We start from the raw sequence: 19,047 nt of genomic DNA, 5'->3' as shown, positions 1-19,047 counted from the left end.
CAGGCGGTCTTTGCATGTCATCGCGTTATCCCGAACTCGAGCCCTATGACACAGGATTCCTGGAGGCCGGAGCTGGCAACCGGATCTACTGGGAATGCTGCGGCAATCCTGCCGGCCAGCCTGCACTGGTTCTCCATGGCGGTCCCGGCTCGGGCTGCTCGACGACCGCACGACGCTACTTCGATCCTTCAGCCTATCGCATCGTGCTCTTCGACCAACGCAATTGCGGCCGCAGCCTGCCGAGTGCCGCCGAGTTCGGCACGGACCTTGCGGCAAACACCACGTGGCATTTGGTCGACGACATAGAGCGGCTTCGGCTTTACCTCGATGTCGACGGCTGGGTGATATTCGCGAACTCCTGGGGCTCGACGCTGGCCCTCGCCTATGCTGAGAGCCATCCCGATCGCGTACGAGCCATGGCGATCGCTGGAGTAACGACCACCCGCCGCACCGAAATCGACTGGCTCTGCCATGGCATGGCACGCTTCTTTCCCGAGGAATGGCGGTGGCTGCGCGAAGCCATACCGCCAAACCTCCGCCATCTCGATACGCTTTCGGCCTTTCACCAATTGCTGAATGCGTCTGATCAGGAAGCCCGCATGAAGGCGGCACGCGATTGGCACGGCTGGGAGGCTGCATCGATCCTTCTGGCCGATCCGGATGGATTTCCCCGCCGCTGGCACGATCCCGACTATCTGCTCGCCCGTGCGCGGATCGTCACGCACTACTTCTATAACGGCGCATGGCTTGAAGATGGTTTCCTGCTCCGCAACGCTGGGCGGCTGGCCGGGATACCCGGCATCCTGATCCAGGGCCGCCTCGACCTGGAAGCCCCGCTGACAACTGCTTGGGAACTCGCCGAAGCATGGCCCGGCAGCCGCCTTGTCGTGATTGAGAACGCCGCCCACTCGATGTCAAACGCGACAATCTCCTCCGCCATCGTTGGCGCAACCGACGAATTTCGCGAAATTTTCCGAAAATAATTCTTGGGCGCCGCTGCGAAAAATAAGCCTCGCTCGCTGTCCTGGTGTGCCGCTCGGTGTGTCGCGCCGCGCGCGGGTGCCTGGCGGCTGGAGACAGAATTTACGGCGATCGGTCTCTGCCGTTAACTTTATCACGGAAACGCAGCGCTTGCAGCATCAGTAAACCTTGTGCCGATATGTAAAATTTTATTCGAAACTGCATCGAGTTTTATGCGTATTTGATTTTGTTTTTAATTAGGTTTTACGTGCTTTTGAATAAACTAAGCTATTAATTTTACTGCGAAATTTTGCGCAGGATAAAAACGTCCCTGTCATTGTCATCCTCACAAAACGGGGACGACAAAGACAATGTTCAATGCACTCAAAGGCACGTTTCTGGCCGGTATCCTGATGATGGCAATGACGGGCTCGGGACAAGCGGCGCCTGCCAATATGACCCTTGCAGGCAACGCAAGCCCGCCGATCGGCCACTACGAATTCTGCAAGGTAAACGCGAGCGAATGCGCTTATGACGGTGGCGACGCCGGCCCCGCGATCCTGACCCAGGAGCGTTGGAAGACCATTCTTAAGATCAACTACGAGGTCAACGCGCAGATCCAGCCGATGACCGACAAGGAAATCTTCGGCGTGGAAGAACGCTGGGCCTACCCGCGCACTGTCGGTGATTGCGAGGATTTCGTGCTACTGAAGCGCAAGATGCTGATCGATGCCGGCATCTCTCCATCCGATGCGCTGATAACGGTCGTCATGCAGCCGAACGGCGAGGGCCATGCCGTTCTGACGGTCCGCACCGACCACGGCGACTTCATTCTCGACAACATGCGCAACAAGGTGATGCTCTGGGCGGACACCGAATACACTTTTCTAAAGCGCCAGTCCGCAGATGATCCCGCACGTTGGACGAAGCTGCAGGACGGCCGTGCCGTCGCGGTTGGTAGCGTACGCTAAGGCAAATCGCCCGGCCGGAAATACCGGCGGGTCCCACTCGGCCCGGTCAGTCACCCCGCATCCCCGTCCCGACCGGCGCCCTGGAGCCGCTCCTGCTGTCCCGGGAGCGGCTCATCCTTTTTGAGGGACGCCCGGCAATCAGGGTTAATCTTTCTTTAACTGCATCCACCCGATGATGCGGTAAGATTCATCCAGGCACCGGCGGCTCCAGTTTCGTTTGCGGCGGTCAGACACCGAAGAACCGCCATGAGCAACCTCGCCCGCAGCGCCGCCGCATCCGACGAGTCGCCTCGCTTCTCGAATGACTTCACCCTCTGGCTGACCGCAGTCGTTGCAGTGCTTGCAATGCTGACGCTGGGCATCAGCATCGGCGGCCGCTGGATCGGCCGGCACATTACGCTCGCTGGCAATACCGACGATACGGCCGCCGTCATGATCACCATCGGGCGCGACACGCTCAATCTGCCCGAGAACGTCATCCGCTTCCCGAGCCAGAGACGCAACGGAGTTGCCGAGCGTGCCGATGTCTATCTCACTTGGCCGGAACTGCAGGGCTATACGAAGCAACACCGCGGACGCTTCGACGACGTCTCGCAGTCCGCCAATCTCATCTTCCTTCAAATCACCCAGAGCACGATGTCGCAGGACATGTCCGGCCGCCTCGAGCCCATTTATTCGCACCTGATGGAAGACGCCGCCGTTCTCTATGGTAACGGCTTGACCCTTCACAATCTGAAAGCCGAGGCAGGTTATGGCGGCGAAGTTCTGCTGACGGCACCGCGAATGAACCAGGCCGCCTATGCCGTGCGCTGCATCCTGTCGTCTTCCGCGGCCAATGCCACGAGCGGGGATTGCCAGCGCGACATCAAGGCCGGGAAAGGCCTCAGCGTCCTTTACCGCTTCTCAAGCCGTCATTTGCAGGACTGGGACCATATTGATGCCGCTATTCGCACCTTTGTGGAGGCCCGTCTTGTGACCCATTCCACAACACCCCGCTAAAATGCGTCAGGACGGCGAAACAAACGATTAATCATAAACGGATTGGTAACCCCGCCCGGTTAATTTCAAAAGACGATGGCCGCGACGACGAGGAGATGTGCGGCCGATACAAACATCTGAAAATGCAAGCGAAGAGTGAAATAGTGTCAAGGTCAATATCCTTCGTATCATCGCCGCGATCCGGCAGTTTCCTGGTGAAGATGCTCGCGGCGATCGCGATCGCAACAACGGCTCTCCTCGTCGGGTCGGTTACGGCCGAAGCAGAAGCCGCAAATTCGAAATATGCGGGCATCGTCGTCGATGCGAAGTCCGGCAATGTTCTCTACAGCGAGAATGCCGACCGCCTGCAGTATCCGGCGTCACTGACAAAAATGATGACGCTCTACATGGTCTTCGAGGCGCTCGAGCAGGGCCGCCTCCGTCTCGACACGCGCGTCCCGTTCTCGGCTTACGCTTCAGCGCAGGCTCCGACCAAGCTCGGCGTCAAGGCCGGCGGCTCCATCAGCGTCGAACAGGGCATCCTCGGTCTTGTGACGCTCTCCGCCAATGACGCGGCAACCGCGCTTGGCGAATTGCTTGCCGGCAGCGAAAGCCGGTTCGCCCAGATGATGACGGCAAAGGCGCATGCGCTCGGCATGACCCGCACCACCTATCGCAATGCCAACGGCCTGCCGAACACTGCGCAGATGACCACGGCGCGCGATCAGGCCCGTCTCGGAATCGCCCTTCGCCAGCATTTTCCGCAGTATTACAGCTATTTCTCCACGCGCAGCTTCAAGTTTGGCAAACGCGTCATCCGCAGCCACAATCGGCTTGTCGGTTCCGTGCGCGGCGTCGATGGCATCAAGACCGGCTATACCCGGGCTGCCGGATTCAACCTCGTTAGCTCCGTGCAGGCCGACGGCAAGTTGATCGTCGGCGTCGTCATGGGCGGCGCCTCCACGCCTGCCCGCGATGGACAGATGCGCAAACTGATTGCGACCTATCTTCCGAAGGCTTCCACGCGCGGCGGCTCCAATCTGATTGCGCAGACGGCGCCGACGCCAATTCCCTCGCCTGCCGCTTCTGTAGCTGAAATTCCTGTTGCGGCCGCCGATGTCGACCTGCCGCGCAAGGGCCCGACGCCGGACGCGCGCTATGAGGTGGCGTCCGCTGCCGTCGCCTATACCGACGCGCCCGCCGCGAAATCCGAAAACCCGCTTCTTGCCGGACAGAAGACGGAGATCCCTGCTCCGACCAAGGTGAAGACCAAGAGCTTCAAGCAAGCCTCCGTCGCTGTCCCCACTTCCGCCCCGGCCTACATGCCGCCGGACGAGCCCGCCGGCAATCCGGTCGATGCTCTCACGACAGCTTCGGTTGGCCCTGCGGCCTCTGCCGCAAAGCCGGCTCCGGTTACCGAGCAGGGTCCCAGCGGGTGGGTCGTCCAGATCGGCGTATCGTCCAGCCGCGAAATGGCGATGGACCTGCTGGAGAATGCCAAGAGCAAGGGCGGCAAGGCGCTGCGTTCTGCGAAACCCTTCGCGGTCGCCTACGCAAACGGCGGCGATCAGGTCTATCGCGCCCGCTTTGGTGGCTTCGACGACCAGCGCGACGCCGTCAATGCCTGCAAGGCGCTCAAGCGCGCAGGCGTCAAATGCTGGGCAGCTGCCCAATGAGAGATACGGCGCCGCCAGTGCTCCTGACGGCGCCGTTCACGGTCGGAATCGGTGTTAGCGGCGCCGGCCACAGTTCATAACCTCGATTTGTAATGCGTACGGGGACGATTATGGCCACCAATGGAAATGTAACGGGTTTTCCGCCCCGCAGTTCAGGCAAGCCGGCGCGGTTCGGCCTTCATCCGCTGCACGAGGCTGCGCTCAGACTTGCGGAGATCGGCCTGCACCGGCCGAGAGCAAAGTCCGCAAAGACGAAGGATCTCATCAACCTGCTGCTCTGCCACGGCGCGCGCGCCTGGCGCTACTCGCAGCCGGAAGCCAGCATCCATCTGCATGTCACCTGCCCGGACGGTAAATCGCCGGTCATGCTGCGGCTGCGCTGAAGTTACAGCAATCCGAGCTCCGACAGCTCGCGGCGCAAATCCGCGGGCATTTCTGCAACGCCATCTCCAAGTGTCGCAATATCCCGCGGCACGTCTTCTTCCGGATAGTAGCGCCAGCCCTGGAAGGGGCGTTTTGGTTGTGCGGCGGTTTCGATCACTTCCGGGCCGAGAATCAGGTGGCACCGGCCGATTCCTTCGCCGTCCTTGAACGTCTGGATGTCCAAGAGCTTCTGGCGCGCCTGCACCTGGCCCTTGATCACCCAATAAAGAGAGCCGCCGTCAAGCAGTTCATCCACGCGTTTCGGAACCATGCGCGTCGTGTGAACGGAATGCGGCTCGAGGTCGGCCGCAATCGCCCGCAGCACACGCTCCGCCACCCATTCGCGCAGATCCTCGATCGAGTCGGCGCCGACGCATAATTTGATCAGATGCAATGCCATGCCGCCCGTTGAAATCCTTTTGACGGGCAGCGTCAAGCGACTACCGGTCGCAAGTCCACAGGCTCAGCATTCGACGACGTTGACCGCCAGCCCGCCGGTTGAGGTTTCCTTGTATTTCTCGCTCATGTCGTAACCCGTCTGGCGCATCGTCTCGATGCAGGCGTCGAGCGGCACGAAATGCTGGCCATCGCCCTTGACGGCAAGCGACGCGGCGGTAACGGCCTTGACGGCACCGAGCGCATTGCGCTCGATACACGGCACCTGGACGAGTCCGGCAACCGGATCGCAGGTCATGCCGAGATGGTGCTCCAGCGCGATTTCCGCGGCATTCTCAATCTGCGCCGGCGTGCCGCCCATCACCGCCGCAAGTCCCGCAGCTGCCATCGCTGCAGCAGAACCCACTTCGCCCTGACAGCCCACTTCGGCGCCGGAAATCGATGCATTGTGCTTGATGATGCCGCCGACGGCAGCAGCCGTCAGCAGATAGTCGCGAATGCCATTCTGATCCCAGTCTTCGTGGAAATGCTCGTAGTAGCGGATCGTTGCCGGAATGACGCCCGCAGCACCATTGGTGGGCGCGGTCACCACGCGGCCGCCTGCCGCGTTCTCCTCGTTGACGGCCATGGCATAGACGCTCAGCCAGTCGTTGGCGAGCAACGGATTGATGCGGTTGCTCCTCCACTCTTCCTGCAGCTTGTCATGGATTTTCCGCGCACGGCGCCGGACGTTCAATCCACCTGGCATGACGCCGTCGACCTTGAGGCCGCGCTCGATACAGGAGCGCATGGCTTCCCAGATACGGTCGAGTCCCGCATCAAGTTCCTCGCGGCTGCGCTGGCTCTCCTCGTTGGCGCGCTTCATCTGCGCAATGCTCAGACCCGAACGCTCCGCCATCTCCAGCATCTGCTTGGCGGTGGCGAAGGGATAAGGAACCCTGGTCGCACCCGCGACGGCCTTCTTCCTGGCGCGCATCTGCTCGAGCTCGGTATCGGTGACGACGAAACCGCCGCCCACGGAATAATAGATACGTTTCAGGAGCAGACGTTCGTCCTTGTCGTAGGCGGAGAAGGACATGCCGTTTGCGTGGCCCGGCAGCGGCTGCTTCTTGTCGAAGACCAGGTCGTTCTTCGGCATGAAAAAATAGGCTGGGTGGCCGGGCGGGTTGATGCGGCCGGAGCGCTCCACCTGGTCGATGATGCCGTCCATCTTGTCCGGATCGACGCTATCGGGTTTCTCGCCCATCAGGCCGAGAATGACCGCCCTGCCCGTCCCGTGGCCGATGCCGGTATGGGCAAGCGAACCGTGCAGGCTGACCTTGATCGCCGCAACCTGGGCGCCGGAGGATGGACGCGGCCACTCGTTCGAAAGGATTAGGTCGAGGAAGCGGTTGGCTGCCGACATTGGCCCCATCGTATGCGAGCTCGACGGCCCGACACCGATCTTGAAAACGTCGAATACCGAAAGGAACATGTGTGTTTCCTGTGAAAATCTTCCGTCAGACTATCCAAAAGGTTAGTTCGGCGCTCGCGACGAACCGACATCGCGTTTAATTGGCGCGACACTAAAACGAATTGGCACGTCTTGCCAGTCATTGCAGCAGGCAATTGCATCTGTAGAGTGGCGGCGTCGAATGCGGGATTTGTAACATTGATGCTGACGGTTGCGGATTATATCGCGCTGGCTTTCTTCGCCATGCTCTGGCTCGGTTATTCGTGGCTCTTGCGCGGCAGGACATTCTTCGGCCGCACGAGCCTGACCCATGCCATGACCGAGCGGCGGCGCGAATGGATCTATAATTCGCTGCGCCGCGACCTGAAGATGATCGATACGCAGATCATGGCCGGTCTGCAGAACGGCACGGCCTTTTTTGCATCGACCTCCATGTTTGCGATCGGCAGCTGCTTTGCACTGCTCGGCGCGACGGACAAGGTGAGTGCCATCTTCGCCGATCTGCCTTATGTATTCAGCAGCGGCACCGCGAGTTTCGAACTCAAGGTCGGCGGGTTGGCGGCCCTTTTCGCATACGCCTTCTTCAAGTTCGGCTGGTCTTACCGGCTCTTCAACTACTGCAGCATACTCTTCGGCTCGATCCCAATGGTGCGCGACAGCGAGACCGATATCATCGCTGCCGAGCGCGCCGCTGAACGTGTCATTCGCATGAACGTCATTGCCGGCGGACATTTCAACGAGGGTCTTCGCGCGATCTTCCTGTCGATCGGTTATCTCGGCTGGTTCGTGAATGCTTACGTTTTCATGGCGACGACCGCGGTCATCGTCGTCGTGCTGACGCGCCGGCAGTTCTTCTCGGAGGCGCGTCTGGCTATCATGGATGCCAACCCGCCATCAGATCTCCACCTTTCTGCTATTCGCCGCGATACGCCGCAAGATAGCGGAAGTGATTTGTCCGGGGGATTGTGATGACTATTTCTGCGAGCGAAAACGGTACGTCCGCCCGGCCACCGCGCATCGGCCTGCTCGATACGGCACGCGGCGCAGCGCTGATTGCCATGGCGACCTACCACTTTACCTGGGACATGGAGTTCATGGGCTATCTGGCGCGCGGGACGGCGGAGACTGGGTGGCTGAAGATCTATGCCCGTGCGATCGCGTCGACCTTCCTCTTCCTCGCCGGTGTCAGCCTGATGTTTGCCGGCACACCAAGCATCAGGCGCCAGGCCTATCTCCGGCGGCTTGGCATGATCGTTTCGGCCGCGGCTCTCATCACGGCCGCGACGGCAATTGCGATGCCGCAGGGCGCGATCTTTTTCGGCATTCTGCACAGTATCGCGGCGGCAAGCGTCATCGGCCTGCTCTTCTTGCGCCTGCCTGGGATTTTGATCATCACCGCCGGCATTGCGGCTGTCGTCGCCCCGCTCTATCTGCGCTCTTCATTCTTCGACACGCCGTGGCTTTGGTGGGTGGGCCTTTCCCAGACGGTGCCGCGATCGAACGATTATGTGCCTGTTCTGCCATGGATCGGGCCCTTTCTCATCGGTATGGGCGTTTCGAGCATAACGCTGAAGCAGGGCTGGGCAGAATGGCTCGCAAAGTTTGGCACAGGCACCACTTTGCTTGCAAAAGCCGGCCGCCACAGCCTCGCCATCTACCTGATCCACCAGCCGGTCCTGATCTCGATCGCCTATGCGCTTTCGATTGTCGCGCCGCCCGCAAAGCCGGATCCCGTGCAGACCTACCTGCAGCAGTGCCAATCCTCCTGCGTCGTCCAGGAAGGAGAAGCGCTTTGCCGCAGCTTCTGCCAGTGCACGCTCGAAAGATTGCAGGGCGAAAACCTGTTCACGCCGCTCCAGTCTGGCGCAATCCAGGCGGATAAAGATGAAAGGGTACAGCGTATCGCATTGGAGTGCAGCACCGAAGCGCAATGACGGTCGTTCGATGAATGCCTATCGTTCGAAGCCGCTGAAATTTTCCATGGCCGCCGGTTCTATACGGCCACGCTTTACTCTCCGCTTTCCTGCTTGGCGAAATCGTCGGGCTTCCGGTACCCCGGATGCATGCCGCCTTTGCCTGGATCATTGGTGCAGCACTCACCTACGCCGACCCGGAGCACCTCGTGGAAAGGCATAGTCCAGGTGCGTCGAGCGCTCCCGTCATAGCAGCGATAAAGGAAGGGGTAGCTAATCTGGCAGACCGTGCCTGTCGCGACTGAAGCTACCTGCTGTTGCGCATGCCGGCCATTCAGGTGGAAAGTTCTCATCGCCGCCATATGGGCGATCAAGACTTTGCTGGAGAGCGGGACGACGATCATGCGGAATCGCGCAACAGCCCGTCTCGTCACCCGCGGTCCCTTCCGCTGCACGCGCAATCCGATCTATCTCGGCTACACGCTTGCAACGATCGCCTTCGGCCTCGTGACGGGAAACAGTTGGTTCTAGGTCGCAGTCGGCGGGAAGAACGGCACCTGCAGGCCCGCTTCGGCTGCGATTTCGAAGGCTATTGCAGAAGAACCAGAGGTTCGATCTGACGCTCAGGTGCCCACGCCGATTTCTGCGAGACGGCCGAGGCAGGCCTCTTCGATATTGTCGAGCTCCGTCAGCGTATCGTCGATGTCCTTGCGCTTCTTGCGCAGGTCTTCCCGTTTTTCGTCGATGCGCTTCATCAAAAGCTTGAGCTGGCCGAGTTCCCCCGGAGGATCCTTGTAGACCTGAATGATCTCGCGAATCTCTGCGATGGTGAAGCCGATGCGGCGGCCGCGCAGGATTTCCTGAATCAGGCGCCGGTCGGCCGGACGGAACAGGCGCGTGCGCCCGCGGCGTTCCGGATGGATCAGGCCTTCGTCTTCGTAGAAGCGAAGCGTGCGCGTCGACACACCGAATTCGCGCGTCAGCTCCGTTATGCTATAGTATTTATTCACTGGCATTGGTTTCCCACTCTCGTGCCCCATAATATTGACTTTTACGTAATAGTCAATTTATGCAGGTTCGGCTCAGATTCCGAACCACCAGGTGGCGATGCCGAGGAAGGCGAAGAAGCCAGTGCAATCGGTGACGGTCGTCACGAAAACGGACGACGCGATGGCCGGGTCCGCGCCGACCTTGTCCAGAAGAAGCGGCCAAAGAATGCCTGCGAGAGCCGCAGCCATCAGATTGATGATCATGGCGGCGCCGATGACCATGCCGAGCTGATAGTCGTGGAACCACGCGCCGGCAATCGTGCCCATGATGCTCGCAAAGACGATGCCGTTCATGATGCCGACGCCCGCCTCTCTGCGGATGATGCGGCCGGCATTGTAAATGTCGAGGTCGCGGGTCGCCAGCGCCCGCACCGTCACGGTCATCGTCTGCGTGCCGGCATTGCCTCCCATGGACGCCACGATCGGCATCAGCACGGCAAGTGCGATCATCTTCTCGATCGATGCATCGAAGAGCCCGATGACGCTGGCCGACAGCATCGCCGTGCCGAGATTGATCACCAGCCAGAGGAAGCGCGAGCGGACGGTCGAGATGACATTGTCCGAAAGCTCTTCGTCACCGACGCCGCCGAGGCGCTTGATGTCTTCATCCGCTTCTTCGTGGATGACGTCGACCACGTCATCGATGGTAAGAACACCGACAAGGCGATCGTTCTCGTCTACGACGGCGGCTGAGAGAAGGTCGTATTGCTCGAAGAGTTGGGCCGCCTCTTCCTGGTCCATCTCGGCCGGAATCGGATGGGTCGTCTCGCGCATGATCGCCTCGATCTTCGTCTGCCGCTTGGTGCGGAGAAGCTTGTCGAGATCGACGGCGCCAAGCAGCTTGAAGGTCGGGTCGATAACGAAGATCTGCGTGAAGGAGTAAGGCAGGTCCTCCTCCTCGCGCATGTAGTCGATCGTCTGCCCGACGGTCCAGAATGGCGGCACCGCCACGAATTCCGTCTGCATGCGGCGGCCGGCGGAACTTTCCGGATAGTCCAGCGCCCTGCGTAGGCGCACCCGCTCGGTGAACGGCAGCTGCGCCAGGATTTCTTCCCGGTCTTCCTTGTCCAGGTCCTCGAGAATGTAGACAGCGTCGTCCGAATCGAGGTCGCCAATTGCAGCGGCAATCTGCTCGTTCGGTATCTGGTCAACAATTTCGCGGCGGATCGCTTCGTCGACCTCCGTCAGCGCCGTCATGTCGAAATCGTCGCCGAGGAGGCGGACAAGCGCCAGGCGCTGATCCGGCTGGATCGATTCCAGCAGGTCGCCTATTTCCGACTCGTGAAGGCGCGCGACGTTCTGCCGGAGAAAGATCGTGTCACGGTCGGCGATGGCAGCGCCGACAAGCGCCAGAAAGTCGCTACGGACGTTACCGTCCTCGTCGTAGATGTCGGCGCCTTCGTCGTCCGGACGTCTGCGGATGCGGTCGTCTTCTCCGGTTTCCGTCATCTGTCGTCCTCGCGTTCCAAGATTAACGACTGTCGCGCCGCATTCGAGAATGGCGGCTGAAAGAGCATTGTCAACAACCGGATAAGCGAATTCCGCCTGCCTCCCGGCCCGCTCGAATTCCAGCCCTGCTAGCCGAAACACGCCTCGCCGTCTAGCGCCAAGCGCGTCCCCGCAGATGACAATGCGCCGTCTTGCCGATAGTTTCCGCGCGCTAGGAAACCAGGACCGCCCGCCGATGGCCATTCGTCCCATTCTTCATTATCCGCATCCCGGCTTGAAGACAGTCTGCGAACCGGTGACAGTCTTCGATTCGGCGCTGCGCGAGCTTGCGGACGATCTGCTGGAGACGATGCGCGCGGCACCCGGCGTCGGCATCACGGCCGCCCATGTCGGTGTCTTCCTGCGGGTGGCTGTGATCGAGCTCAGCAAGGCAGACGGCATTCGGATCTATATCAATCCTGAAATCACGTCGGTTTCGGACGAACTCACGCGCCAGACCGAAGGAAGCGTCTCAATGCCCGGAGTGACCGACGATGTCGCGAGGCCCGCCGCGATCCGTTTTCGCTATCAGGACATCAACGGCGTCCAGCATGAAGACGATGCCGATGGCTTCCTGGCAATCTGCATCCAGCACGAAGTGGACCAACTTGACGGCATATTCTGGCTTCAGCGCCTGTCGAAGCTGAAGCGCGACCGACTGATCCGGAAATGGGAAAAAGCGGCGCGGTGATTTCACGAAACTTTGGCGAACCATTCCGGACCGTGAGCGTTCTTCGATCAAGGTAACGCCTGAGGGAGAACGACGATGCCGAAGAAGAACGACAAGACAACCTTTTCGCGCGAAGACGATTATCGCGATTACGAAGAACGCAATCTTGACGAGGGCTGGCCCTACTCCGACGGAGCAAGATCGGCCGGGCCGGGAAATCGAGCCTACGGCGAAACGCCGGCAAATTTCGACCGCGATCCAAACGGCGGCTTTCGCGTTGACGGCACGGATAAAGACGGTAACGAAAACCGGCTCAAGGATTCGCTCAGGGCCAATACGATCGACCGCGACGAAAGTGATGACCTCGAAGCGCGCGTGACGGAGAACCTGGAAAACATCCCGGATTTAAACCTCGACAGCATCGATGTTCACGCTGACGGCCACACCGTAACGTTGGAAGGCGCGGTCGAAACCATCGGCATGGCCCGCAAGGTTGAACTCGGGGCCCTTTCAGTCGATGGCGTCCACCGTGTCCGCAACCGCCTGGAAACGATCGGCGTCGATTCGCATCTGTCGGACGAGGATTGAAGACCCTGACAATCAAGGCGGCACGAACCGTCTAGCATGCCGGCAAACGAAAAAGGACCGGAAACCCGGCCCATTTTTCATGCTGTCCGCGCGATCGGACGTCTTAATCTCTGGAAGAGAAATGGTGCGGTCGAGAAGACTCGAACTTCCACGGGTTGCCCCACAGCGACCTCAACGCTGCGCGTCTACCAATTCCGCCACGACCGCATCGTGGTAGGTGCCGATTTGCGTCGGCGGGGCAGCATGTAGCAAAAGCATTTGGGGTGCACAAGGGCGATATGACAGATTTTTGCAAAACAAATCACAGCATTTGAATTGCACGTCGAACGGGGCCATATAGGCGGTCTGCCGCCTGTGATCGCCGTGCGGCGAGGGAAAGTCCATGCTGCGCACCGATCTGCAATTCTCCATGTTTCCGCTTGAAGGCTCAAAACCGGTGCGCTGGCGCATCGCCGATGGTCTCGTAGCCTACGAAGAGGCCGTAGGAGCGATGGAGCGCGAGGTGGCGATGATCGCCGAAGGCGGCGACGAGCTTGTCTGGCTCGTCGAGCATCCGCCCCTTTATACGGCGGGCACCAGCGCCAATGCAAAGGACCTTGTGCAGCCGGATCGTTTCCCGGTCTTTGCGACCGGCCGCGGCGGCGAATATACCTATCATGGCCCCGGCCAGCGCGTTGCCTATGTGATGCTTGATCTCAAGCGCCGTCGTCAAGATGTGCGCGCTTTCGTTGCAGCGCTGGAAGAAGTGGTGATCCGCACGCTCGATTCGATGAATGTGCGCGGCGAGCGGCGCGAGGATCGCGTCGGCGTCTGGGTAAGACGGCCGGAGAAACCGCTGCTGCCGGACGGCAGCATGAGCGAGGACAAGATTGCCGCACTCGGCATCCGGCTTCGCCGATGGGTGACGTTTCACGGCCTGTCGCTCAATGTCGATCCGGACCTCGATCATTTTACTGGCATCGTGCCGTGCGGGATTTCCGCCTATGGCGTGACGAGCCTAGTCGATCTTGGCCTGCCGGTGATGATGGCGGATGTGGATATCCGTCTGCGGGAAGCCTTCGGAACGGTCTTCGGCGAAACGGTGGGCGAGCGCTAAGCCGTATTGATCGGCATGCATTCCTATGGTTGATGGCTTCGTTCCCGAAAGCCGCACGATGTCCCAAGAACAGTCTCCGCAAAATCCGCTTCAAGGCATGGGCATCATGGCCGGCGCCATGGTCGTCCTGCCCGCCATGGATGCGATCGCCAAATACATGGCGACCTTCGAGGCGATGTCGCCTGGCCAAGTGACTTTCTACCGCTTCTTCTTTCAGGTTGCCTGCACGCTTCCTATCTTGTTTGCCGTTTTCCGCTGGAAGGCGCTTTCGGCCAAGCGGCCGTGGATGAACCTTTTGCGCGGCGCCTTGCATGGTGCAGCCAGCCTGCTTTTCTTCGTCGCGGTCAAATACATGCCGCTCGCCGATGTCTTCGCGATCTATTTTGTCGAGCCCTTCATGCTGACGGCGCTTTCGGCGCTTTTTCTCGGGGACACAGTCGGCTGGCGGCGATGGATGGCGATCGTCGTCGGATTCGGCGGCGCGATGATCGTCATCCAGCCGAGCTACGAAATCTTCGGCCTGAAGGCGCTGCTGCCGGTGTGCTGCGCCTTCCTCTTTTCCCTTTATCTTTTCCTTAACCGCGCGATCGGTGAGGCTGATTCGCCATTGACGATGCAGACCATGGCCGGAATCGGCGGAACGCTCTTTATGGGCGCCGCGCTCCTTGGCGGAAATGCGCTTGCGATACCCGATTTCGAGATGTCGCTCCCTTCCTCCACGCTGGGCCTCTTCCTTCTGCTGATCCTCGGCACCATTTCCGGATATGCACATATGCTGGTCGTCAAGGCATTCCGCCTGGCGCCGCTGTCGCTGCTTGCCCCGTTCCAATATTTCGAGATCATCTCGGCGACGGTGCTCGGATACGCGCTGTTCGACGATTTTCCCAATTTTTCCAAATGGATCGGCATTTTCATCATCGTCGCATCAGGTCTTTTCATCATCTGGCGCGAACGCGTTCAATCACGATCGCTAAAATCGTCGGAGACGCCTGCATAATCGGTTAACGTTTGTTGTTGATGGTTCATCAATTCCGCTGCGCTAGAGCTGTTTCCGGCTTCATGATGAAGCCTGGAGATAAAAGATGAGCGAATTCCGATTGGCTTTTCCGGCATGCGTGATCGCCGGGAAGCATCGGTTGGCCGCCGACGATATCGGCCTCTTGCGCAGGCACAGCTTTCCGGACGGCGTCCGGACGGCGGACGACGTCGTTGTCATCCTCGCGCTGAACAATTCCTGCCCTGAAAAATGCCCGGAATGGAACTCCTTCTTCGTGGAGCAACTCGCCGGTTTCATCGTCAACTACAGTTATCCGCAAGGCTCGCTGGACGAAATCAATGTCGCATGGATCATGCGCATGTTCGCGACTGGCGGTGTCGTCAATTCGGCGCTCGAACTGGAGCTCGTGCTACATATCATGGAGATTTCCGCCCATGTGCCGGACGATCTGCGCGCCTTTGCGCTCGATCAGCTGCGGGTCGCGATCACCGACGATGTCGGCGGCTACAAGGTGTCGCGCGCAGTGGATCGCAAGGGCGTCACCCGTCAGGACGTCGATTTCGTCATGCGTGTGCTGAGGAACATCTGTGAGGGCGGTGTGCTTCCGGTTTCACTGCTTACCTACAACGTTCTGCACCGGATCGAAGCGGCAACGCTGCCTGCCGCCAATCATCCCCGCTGGAGCGACATCCTGCAGGCTCTCGAACTCCGCGAATATGTCGAACCGCGCACCAGCCGCTGGCTGCGGATCGTGGACGACGAACAAGCGGTCGCGTGACTTCCGTTAGGACAGGTCCCCTCCTCACCGTCAACTTTCGCACGATTGTGCGTCTCGACGTTTCTGCGTAGAACTTCTGGACGCATTTTTCGGGTGGAGTCTGCATGTTCAAGAAAATCCTGATCGCGAACCGCGGCGAGATCGCTTGCCGCGTGATCAAGACTGCGCGCCGCATGGGTATTGCAACGGTCGCGGTCTATTCGGACGCAGACAGGGATGCCCTCCACGTCGAGATGGCCGATGAGGCCGTGCATATCGGTCCGGCCGCGGCGGCCGAGAGTTATCTCGTCGCCGAAAAGATCATCGCCGCCTGTAAGGAGACCGGTGCCGAAGCCGTCCATCCCGGCTACGGCTTCCTCTCGGAACGAGCCTCCTTCTGCGAGGCGCTAGAAAGGGAAGGCATCGTCTTCATCGGGCCGAAACCGAAGGCCATCAGGGCGATGGGCGACAAGATCGAATCGAAGAAGTTTGCCAATGCCGCCAAGGTCTCGACGGTGCCGGGCTATCTCGGCGTCATAGAAGATGCCGCGCATGCCGAAAAGATCGCCGGTGAGATCGGCTATCCGGTGATGATCAAGGCTTCGGCCGGCGGCGGTGGCAAGGGCATGCGCGTCGCCTGGAACGAGGCGGGGGTGTGCGACGGCTTCGACCGCGCCCGCTCGGAGGCGCGGAGTTCCTTCGGCGATGATCGCGTCTTCATCGAGAAATACATCGTCGACCCGCGTCATATCGAAATCCAGGTGCTGGCCGATGCGCACGGCAATGCCGTCTATCTCGGCGAGCGGGAATGCTCGATCCAGCGGCGGAACCAGAAGGTCGTCGAAGAGGCGCCCTCGCCCTTCCTCGACGAAAAGACCAGGCAGGCGATGGGCAAGCAGTCTGTCGCGCTGGCTAAGGCCGTCGACTACCAAAGCGCAGGCACGGTGGAATTCATCGTCGATCGCGACCGAAATTTCTATTTTCTCGAGATGAATACGCGGCTGCAGGTCGAGCATCCGGTGACGGAACTGGTGACCGGGATCGATCTTGTGGAGCAGATGATCCGCGTCGCTGCGGATGAAACGCTTCCCTTCAGCCAGAAGGACATAAAGCTGAATGGCTGGGCGATCGAAAGCCGGCTCTACGCCGAAGATCCCTATCGCAACTTCCTGCCCTCGATCGGCCGCCTGACACGTTACCGTCCACCGGCGGAAGGCAGGCACGGAAACACGATTGTCCGCAACGATACCGGCGTCTTCGAGGGCGCGGAAATCTCGATGTATTACGACCCGATGATCGCAAAGCTTTGCACCTGGGCGCCAGACCGTCCGGCGGCGATCGACGCCATGGGCCAGGCGCTCGACGGCTTCGTGGTCGACGGCATTGCGCATAATCTGCCGTTTCTTGCGGCATTGATGACGCATCCGCGCTGGCGCGAAGGCCGGCTTTCGACGGGCTTCATTGCCGAGGAATATCCGGACGGCTTTGCGCCGATGGTGCCGGATCAGCGGGAGGAAACGATGCTGGCTGCCGTGGCTCTCTCGGCATCGTTGATCGAAGCAAACCGGCGCGAACGCCATGTCGACCGTCTGCGCGCGTCGGACGGCGATCTCCGCCAGGAATGGGTTGTGAAGATCGGCGGAAGCTACGTGCCGGTAAGGCTGATCGACGGACTCGTGACCATCCCGTTCGACATGGAGATGGAAGCAGTGGGAGAAACGCTGCATGTTATCACCGATTGGAGACCCGGCGATCCGGTCTGGAACGGGGCAGTCAGCGGGCAGGCTGTGACGGCACAGGTGCGGCCCGTTCTCAATGGCATGCTGATCGACTGGCAGGGTCTCGCCGTCCGCGCAGGCGTTTTCACGCCGCGCCACGCCGAACTCGACCGCCTGATGCCCGTCAAGCTGCCACCGGATACATCGAAGCTGCTGCTTTGCCCCATGCCGGGACTGGTGATCTCGATCGCCGTCGCGGAAGGGCAGGAAGTAAAGGCCGGCGAGACACTTGCCGTGGTCGAAGCCATGAAGATGGAAAACGTGCTGCGCGCCGAACGCGATCTGGTCGTCGGCAAGATCAATGCGAAACCCGGCGAGAGTCTCGCCGTCGATGCCGTTATCCTGGAATTCGCCTGATCCGGATTGGCACAAGCCCATCCGCGCCGCGGTGAATGCGGCTTCGCTTTTGTTAAGGTCTTGCAGTTTAAGATGTAGCGTTCTCGTCCTGTGGCTGGGGCCGGAGTAACGAATGACGGCACTACAATCTGCCGCCCTGCTGCTTTTCATCAATCTTGGCCTTCTCTGGCTGCTCATACGCATACCGCTCGGCCTGCGCACCATTCGTTTGAAGCGCGCATTCCGGCGTTCGCCGGAAGAGCTGTGGAAAGCGATCAATCCCGCCGGCAGCGACGCCGACTGGCACCATTCCGTTATCAGCAGCAAGCCGCTTGGAAACCGTAAGGGTATCGTCGAACAGTTTTACAGCCATCTGGACCGCAACGGCGAGCCTTTGCGCCGCTTGCTCGCTTTGGAGCCGTTGCCCACCGCCGGCGGCCGCGGCTTTCGCGCGCGGGTAACTGACGACAGTACGCTCGATGCGACGTTCTGGCAGGACTTCAGCGAAAGCAGAATCGTCCGCCGTGCGCCGGACGGCGCCGAGATCGAAATTTCGCAGACGGATCGTTATCGCGGCCTCGCGTTCCTTCTCTTCCGGTACTTCGTCCTGCGCCGCGAGCTGCGTGCCCTGGAGGGGTGGCTGGCGACCGGAGAGTCCGTCCCTCAGGGCCATTTCGAACATCCTGCCGTTCAATGCTGCCTGGCGCTTCTATCGACGCTGCTGCTTTGGCCGTTCTTTGGTCTGACGGTCGGGGGCCTGATGATCTCGACCTTTCTCACGCTCGTCATCGCCCTGCACGAACTCGGACATCTTGCCGCCTACCGGACGTTCGGGCACGAATCCGTACGCATGATTTTCGTGCCGTTCCTCGGCGGTATTGCAATTGGCGGCAGACCGTACAGAAGCCATTTCGAGGTTGCCACCTGTGCGCTGATGGGGCCTGGCATCTCGGCCTTTTTCGTCCCGATCCTGATTGCCGGGGATAACCTTGCGGCACATGGCCTGCTGCCGGAGCAATTCCGCGGTCCGCTATTGATCTTCCTGCTTATCCTCGGCGCCTTCAACCTGCTCAATCTTCTGCCGATGCAAAGGTTCGACGGTGGTCAGGTCCTGCGGCAAATCTTCAGGACGCGCCGCTCGCTGATCGGAGCGAGCTTTGCCGCAACGGCCTGTGTTCTAGGTATCGGCTGGGAGATCGGCGTTTCCAGCGGTGTCCTGGCGGCTGCCCTCGCGGTCTTCATCCTGCTCAGCATGATCGGCGCGGGCTCCCTCAAGCCGCGCCACAAGCTTGAGGAGATGAGGGCCGGCGAACGCATGCTCGTCGCCTTCGGGCTTTACGCCGCGATCGCCATACATGGTTATGCCGTTGTCCTTTCCGCGGAAAAGCTCTTTTGACGCTTTGAGCAAACTTGCTGCCGCAAGCAGCTGATTTTGCAATAATGTTATCGCCGCCTTGCCTTTTTCGCTTGAGCCGCTCGCGCCCGGCATGCCAAGGTTCGTCCGGAAAATCACGAGGA

General features: G+C 60.2%; 19 protein-coding genes, 1 tRNA gene and 1 pseudogene. 15 read left to right on the top strand and 6 right to left on the bottom strand.

Annotation, left to right across the window (positions count from 1 at the left end; genetic code table 11):
• The first annotated feature begins 14 nt into the window (after positions 1-14).
• The 5 genes and pseudogenes from pip (at position 15) to N2599_RS08155 (ending at position 4,968) form a co-directional block, all read left to right on the top strand.
• A complete protein-coding gene (pip, locus tag N2599_RS08175) occupies positions 15-983 on the top strand; it encodes a prolyl aminopeptidase (protein ID WP_027513174.1) in 969 nt (322 codons plus the stop codon).
• A gap of 348 nt (positions 984-1,331) precedes the next feature.
• Positions 1,332-1,931, top strand: a complete 600-nt coding sequence (locus N2599_RS08170) for a transglutaminase-like cysteine peptidase (protein WP_027513175.1) — start codon at positions 1,332-1,334, stop codon at positions 1,929-1,931.
• Between the two features lie 217 nt (positions 1,932-2,148).
• A pseudogene (locus N2599_RS08165) lies at positions 2,149-2,930 on the top strand (hypothetical protein).
• 122 nt (positions 2,931-3,052) lie between these two features.
• On the top strand, positions 3,053-4,585 hold the full coding sequence (locus N2599_RS08160; protein ID WP_027513177.1) for a D-alanyl-D-alanine carboxypeptidase: 1,533 nt from the start codon (positions 3,053-3,055) through the stop codon (positions 4,583-4,585).
• A gap of 110 nt (positions 4,586-4,695) precedes the next feature.
• Positions 4,696-4,968 (top strand): hypothetical protein, encoded by a 273-nt coding sequence (locus tag N2599_RS08155; protein ID WP_027513178.1) that lies wholly within the window; start codon positions 4,696-4,698, stop codon positions 4,966-4,968.
• Positions 4,969-4,970: 2 nt separating this feature from the next.
• Here N2599_RS08155 and N2599_RS08150 read toward each other — a convergent pair whose 3' ends face one another.
• A complete protein-coding gene (locus N2599_RS08150; RefSeq protein ID WP_027513179.1) occupies positions 4,971-5,408 on the bottom strand; it encodes a DUF1489 family protein in 438 nt (145 codons plus the stop codon).
• 63 nt (positions 5,409-5,471) lie between these two features.
• Positions 5,472-6,878 carry an L-serine ammonia-lyase gene (locus N2599_RS08145; RefSeq protein ID WP_027513180.1) on the bottom strand — a complete coding sequence of 469 codons (1,407 nt, stop codon included), beginning with the start codon at positions 6,876-6,878 and terminating at the stop codon, positions 5,472-5,474.
• Positions 6,879-7,061: 183 nt separating this feature from the next.
• On the opposite strand from N2599_RS08145, the gene N2599_RS08140 reads away from it, so the two are divergent.
• Positions 7,062-7,826, top strand: a complete 765-nt coding sequence (locus N2599_RS08140) for a DUF599 domain-containing protein (RefSeq protein WP_027513181.1) — start codon at positions 7,062-7,064, stop codon at positions 7,824-7,826.
• A complete protein-coding gene (locus N2599_RS08135; RefSeq protein WP_027513182.1) occupies positions 7,826-8,791 on the top strand; it encodes an acetyltransferase domain-containing protein in 966 nt (321 codons plus the stop codon). The genes N2599_RS08140 and N2599_RS08135 overlap by 1 nt, the downstream gene beginning before the upstream one ends.
• A gap of 74 nt (positions 8,792-8,865) precedes the next feature.
• Here the strand turns inward: N2599_RS08135 and N2599_RS08130 are convergent, their stop codons facing one another.
• Positions 8,866-9,174: a hypothetical protein gene (locus N2599_RS08130; protein WP_027513183.1), complete on the bottom strand. Its 309-nt coding sequence runs from the start codon at positions 9,172-9,174 to the stop codon at positions 8,866-8,868.
• On the opposite strand from N2599_RS08130, the gene N2599_RS08125 reads away from it, so the two are divergent.
• On the top strand, positions 9,173-9,301 hold the full coding sequence (locus N2599_RS08125) for a methyltransferase family protein (RefSeq protein ID WP_244915100.1): 129 nt from the start codon (positions 9,173-9,175) through the stop codon (positions 9,299-9,301). The genes N2599_RS08130 and N2599_RS08125 overlap by 2 nt on opposite strands.
• A gap of 92 nt (positions 9,302-9,393) precedes the next feature.
• Here N2599_RS08125 and N2599_RS08120 read toward each other — a convergent pair whose 3' ends face one another.
• Both N2599_RS08120 and mgtE read right to left on the bottom strand, forming a co-directional pair.
• Positions 9,394-9,786: a MerR family transcriptional regulator gene (locus N2599_RS08120; protein ID WP_037143694.1), complete on the bottom strand. Its 393-nt coding sequence runs from the start codon at positions 9,784-9,786 to the stop codon at positions 9,394-9,396.
• A gap of 66 nt (positions 9,787-9,852) precedes the next feature.
• A complete protein-coding gene (gene mgtE, locus N2599_RS08115) occupies positions 9,853-11,268 on the bottom strand; it encodes a magnesium transporter (RefSeq protein WP_027513185.1) in 1,416 nt (471 codons plus the stop codon).
• 235 nt (positions 11,269-11,503) lie between these two features.
• Between mgtE and N2599_RS08110 the strand changes: the two genes are divergently transcribed.
• Both N2599_RS08110 and N2599_RS08105 read left to right on the top strand, forming a co-directional pair.
• Entirely contained in the window at positions 11,504-11,998 is a 495-nt protein-coding gene (locus tag N2599_RS08110) for a peptide deformylase (RefSeq protein WP_027513186.1), read from the top strand.
• A gap of 75 nt (positions 11,999-12,073) precedes the next feature.
• Complete coding sequence (locus tag N2599_RS08105; RefSeq protein ID WP_027513187.1) at positions 12,074-12,565, top strand: BON domain-containing protein; 492 nt, start codon at positions 12,074-12,076, stop codon at positions 12,563-12,565.
• 122 nt (positions 12,566-12,687) lie between these two features.
• Here N2599_RS08105 and N2599_RS08100 read toward each other — a convergent pair.
• A tRNA-Leu gene (locus tag N2599_RS08100) sits at positions 12,688-12,772 on the bottom strand.
• Between the two features lie 175 nt (positions 12,773-12,947).
• On the opposite strand from N2599_RS08100, the gene lipB reads away from it, so the two are divergent.
• The 5 genes from lipB (at position 12,948) to N2599_RS08075 (ending at position 18,925) form a co-directional block, all read left to right on the top strand.
• Complete coding sequence (gene lipB / locus N2599_RS08095; RefSeq protein ID WP_027513188.1) at positions 12,948-13,661, top strand: lipoyl(octanoyl) transferase LipB; 714 nt, start codon at positions 12,948-12,950, stop codon at positions 13,659-13,661.
• Positions 13,662-13,719: 58 nt separating this feature from the next.
• Positions 13,720-14,658, top strand: a complete 939-nt coding sequence (locus tag N2599_RS08090) for a DMT family transporter (protein ID WP_027513189.1) — start codon at positions 13,720-13,722, stop codon at positions 14,656-14,658.
• Between the two features lie 85 nt (positions 14,659-14,743).
• Complete coding sequence (locus N2599_RS08085; protein ID WP_027513190.1) at positions 14,744-15,436, top strand: hypothetical protein; 693 nt, start codon at positions 14,744-14,746, stop codon at positions 15,434-15,436.
• A 104-nt stretch (positions 15,437-15,540) separates the two neighbouring features.
• A complete protein-coding gene (locus tag N2599_RS08080; RefSeq protein WP_027513191.1) occupies positions 15,541-17,550 on the top strand; it encodes an acetyl-CoA carboxylase biotin carboxylase subunit in 2,010 nt (669 codons plus the stop codon).
• A gap of 112 nt (positions 17,551-17,662) precedes the next feature.
• Positions 17,663-18,925: a zinc metalloprotease gene (locus N2599_RS08075; protein WP_027513192.1), complete on the top strand. Its 1,263-nt coding sequence runs from the start codon at positions 17,663-17,665 to the stop codon at positions 18,923-18,925.
• The last annotated feature ends 122 nt before the right edge of the window (positions 18,926-19,047 follow it).

Origin of the sequence: Rhizobium sullae (assembly GCF_025200715.1) — a bacterium.
In the GTDB taxonomy this organism is placed as follows: Bacteria; Pseudomonadota; Alphaproteobacteria; order Rhizobiales; family Rhizobiaceae; genus Rhizobium; species Rhizobium sullae.
The sequence above is the reverse complement of the archived record's forward strand: the minus strand, read 5'-3'. Positions and strand labels throughout refer to the sequence as shown.

Excerpts from the sequence above, each read along its gene's own strand:
- pip (WP_027513174.1), top strand. The coding sequence starts at position 15 with ATGTCATCGCGTTATCCCGAACTCGAGCCCTATGACACAGGATTCCTG.
- N2599_RS08170 (WP_027513175.1), top strand. The coding sequence starts at position 1,332 with ATGTTCAATGCACTCAAAGGCACGTTTCTGGCCGGTATCCTGATGATG.
- N2599_RS08160 (WP_027513177.1), top strand. The coding sequence starts at position 3,053 with ATGCAAGCGAAGAGTGAAATAGTGTCAAGGTCAATATCCTTCGTATCA.
- N2599_RS08155 (WP_027513178.1), top strand. The coding sequence starts at position 4,696 with ATGGCCACCAATGGAAATGTAACGGGTTTTCCGCCCCGCAGTTCAGGC.
- N2599_RS08150 (WP_027513179.1), bottom strand. The coding sequence starts at position 5,408 with ATGGCATTGCATCTGATCAAATTATGCGTCGGCGCCGACTCGATCGAG.
- N2599_RS08145 (WP_027513180.1), bottom strand. The coding sequence starts at position 6,878 with ATGTTCCTTTCGGTATTCGACGTTTTCAAGATCGGTGTCGGGCCGTCG.
- N2599_RS08135 (WP_027513182.1), top strand. The coding sequence starts at position 7,826 with ATGACTATTTCTGCGAGCGAAAACGGTACGTCCGCCCGGCCACCGCGC.
- N2599_RS08125 (WP_244915100.1), top strand. The coding sequence starts at position 9,173 with ATGCGGAATCGCGCAACAGCCCGTCTCGTCACCCGCGGTCCCTTCCGC.
- N2599_RS08130 (WP_027513183.1), bottom strand. The coding sequence starts at position 9,174 with ATGATCGTCGTCCCGCTCTCCAGCAAAGTCTTGATCGCCCATATGGCG.
- N2599_RS08120 (WP_037143694.1), bottom strand. The coding sequence starts at position 9,786 with ATGCCAGTGAATAAATACTATAGCATAACGGAGCTGACGCGCGAATTC.
- mgtE (WP_027513185.1), bottom strand. The coding sequence starts at position 11,268 with ATGACGGAAACCGGAGAAGACGACCGCATCCGCAGACGTCCGGACGAC.
- N2599_RS08110 (WP_027513186.1), top strand. The coding sequence starts at position 11,504 with ATGGCCATTCGTCCCATTCTTCATTATCCGCATCCCGGCTTGAAGACA.
- N2599_RS08105 (WP_027513187.1), top strand. The coding sequence starts at position 12,074 with ATGCCGAAGAAGAACGACAAGACAACCTTTTCGCGCGAAGACGATTAT.
- lipB (WP_027513188.1), top strand. The coding sequence starts at position 12,948 with ATGCTGCGCACCGATCTGCAATTCTCCATGTTTCCGCTTGAAGGCTCA.
- N2599_RS08090 (WP_027513189.1), top strand. The coding sequence starts at position 13,720 with ATGTCCCAAGAACAGTCTCCGCAAAATCCGCTTCAAGGCATGGGCATC.
- N2599_RS08085 (WP_027513190.1), top strand. The coding sequence starts at position 14,744 with ATGAGCGAATTCCGATTGGCTTTTCCGGCATGCGTGATCGCCGGGAAG.
- N2599_RS08080 (WP_027513191.1), top strand. The coding sequence starts at position 15,541 with ATGTTCAAGAAAATCCTGATCGCGAACCGCGGCGAGATCGCTTGCCGC.
- N2599_RS08075 (WP_027513192.1), top strand. The coding sequence starts at position 17,663 with ATGACGGCACTACAATCTGCCGCCCTGCTGCTTTTCATCAATCTTGGC.